We start from the raw sequence: 2,789 nt of genomic DNA on the forward strand, positions 1-2,789 counted from the left end.
TAAGAATGGGATATCTCATCTTGAGGGGGGCTTCACGCTTAGATGCCTTCAGCGTTTATCCCTTCCGGACTTGGCTACCCGGCCATGGCTTTGGCAAGCCAACCGGTCCACCAGCGGTCCGTCCATCCCGGTCCTCTCGTACTAAGGACAGCTCCTCTCAGATATCCTGCGCCCACGCCGGATAGGGACCGAACTGTCTCACGACGTTCTGAACCCAGCTCGCGTACCGCTTTAATGGGCGAACAGCCCAACCCTTGGGACCTACTACAGCCCCAGGATGCGATGAGCCGACATCGAGGTGCCAAACCACTCCGTCGATGTGAACTCTTGGGAGTGATAAGCCTGTTATCCCCAGGGTAGCTTTTATCCGTTGAGCGATGGCATTCCCACTTAATACCACCGGATCACTAAGCCCTACTTTCGTACCTGCTCCACCCGTCGGTGTCGCAGTCAAGCTCCCTTCTGCCTTTGCACTCTTCGAATGGTTTCCGTCCATTCTGAGGGAACCTTTGGGCGCCTCCGATACCCTTTCGGAGGCGACCGCCCCAGTCAAACTCCCCGCCTGGCATTGTCCCACCGCCGGTTCACGGCGGCTGGTTAGAAGCCCAATATCACAAGGGTGGTATCCCAACAGCGGCTCCGCGGCAACTGACGTTACCGTTTCTCAGCCTCCCACCTATCCTGTACATGCAACACCGGACCCCAGTGCCAAACTGGAGTAAAGCTCCATGGGGTCTTTCCGTCCTGGCGCGGGTAGCCAGCATCTTCACTGGCACTTCAATTTCACCGGATGTATTGCCGAGACAGCGCTCAAATCATTACGCCTTTCGTGCGGGTCGGAACTTACCCGACAAGGAATTTCGCTACCTTAGGACCGTTATAGTTACGGCCGCCGTTTACTGGGGCTTAAATTCAAAGCTTCGACTTGCGTCTAACCTCTCCTCTTAACCTTCCAGCACCGGGCAGGCGTCAGCCCATATACCTCACCTTTCGGTTTCGCATAGACCTGTGTTTTTGCTAAACAGTTGCTTGAGCCTATTCTCTGCGGCCTGCTCTCGCAGGCACCCCTTCTCCCTAAGTTACGGGGCCATTTTGCCGAGTTCCTTGGCAATACTTCTTCCGCCGGCCTTAGGATTCTCTCCTCATCCACCTGTGTCGGTTTACGGTACGGGTACAATATGAACGATAGCGGCTTTTCTTGACGCATGGCTCACGGGCTTCGCTACTAATCTTCGCTCCACATCACGTCTTCCCATTGCATGGCGGATTTTCCTACCATACTGGTACCTCGCTTGTACCGGGCTTTCCATTCCCGGCTCCCGCTCTCCTTACGTGTCCCCACAGTTCTGTCATACTGCAGTACAGGAATATCAACCTGTTGTCCATCGGCTACGGCTCTCGCCCTCACCTTAGGTCCCGACTCACCCAGGGCAGATCAGCTTTACCCTGGAAACCTTGGATATTCGGCCTAGAGGATTCCCACCTCTATCTCGCTACTCATTCCGGCATTCTCTCTTCCATGCAGTCCACAGCTCCTTTCGGTACTGCTTCTTCCCGCATGCAATGCTCCTCTACCAATCTTTTCAGATTCCTTAGTTTCGGTGGCGCGTTTCAGCCCCGGACATTTTCGGCGCAGGACCTCTCGACCAGTGAGCTATTACGCACTCTTTGAATGTATGGCTGCTTCTGAGCCAACATCCTGGTTGTCTTCGAAATCCCACATCCTTTTCCACTTAACGCGCACTTTGGGACCTTAACTGTAGGTCTGGGCTCTTTCCCTTTTGACCGCCCAACTTATCTCGTGCAGTCTGACTCCCGGTGATATCTACACGGCATTCGGAGTTTGATATTCTTCGGTAGGCTTTGACGCCCCCTAGGAAATTCAGTGCTCTACCTCCGCAAGACTCACACCGAGGCTAGCCCTAAAGCTATTTCGAGGAGAACCAGCTATCTCCGGGTTCGATTGGAATTTCTCCCCTATCCACACCTCATCCCCACCCTTTTCAACGGATGTGGGTTCGGTCCTCCACTACCTCTTACGGCAGCTTCAACCTGGACATGGATAGATCACCCGGTTTCGGGTCTACTCCTACTGACTCTGGCCCTGTTAAGACTTGGTTTCCCTACGGCTCCATCCCTTGAGGACTTAACCTTGCCAGTAAGCGTAACTCGCCGGACCGTTCTACAAAAAGTACGCGGTCGTACATATAAAGTACTCCCACAGCTTGTAGACACAGGGTTTCAGGTTCTCTTTCACTCCCCTCCCGGGGTCCTTTTCACCTTTCCTTCACAGTACTATGCGCTATCGGTCACTAAGTAGTATTTAGCCTTAGGGGGTGGTCCCCCTTACTTCCCACAAGGTTCCTCGTGTCTCGTGGTACTCCGGATCCTGCTCAGTCAGCTCTGCTTTCACGTACGGGGCTTTCACCCTCTGTGGCCGGCTTTCCCAAAACCGTTCTGTTAACTTCGCTGAATCTTAAATGCAGTCCATGACCCCGGCATGCACGCACACCGGTTTAGGCTCCTCCGCGTTCGCTCGCCGCTACTTACGGAATCGATGTTTCTTTCTTTTCCTCCGGGTACTTAGATGTTTCAGTTCCCCGGGTTCCCTTCCATACGTTATGGATTGGCGTATGGATGCATGAGGTCTGCTCATGCGGGTTTCCCCATTCAGACATCTCCGGATCACGGGATATTTGCTCCTCCCCGAAGCTTTTCGCAGCTTATCACGTCTTTCATCGGCTCTTAGTGCCAAGGCATCCGCCCTGTGCCCTTATTGCTTGACCTTT

The 2,789-nt window shown here is 53.8% G+C and carries 1 rRNA gene; it reads right to left on the bottom strand.

Features of this window, described 5'->3' with window-relative positions:
• A 23S ribosomal RNA gene (locus tag MUB50_RS16840) occupies nt 1–2,786 on the bottom strand; the annotation flags it as partial.
• Nucleotides 2,787–2,789: the final 3 nt, after the last annotated feature.

Source organism: Blautia sp. NSJ-140 (assembly GCF_022868965.1).
Taxonomy (GTDB): Bacteria; Bacillota; Clostridia; order Lachnospirales; family Lachnospiraceae; genus Blautia_A.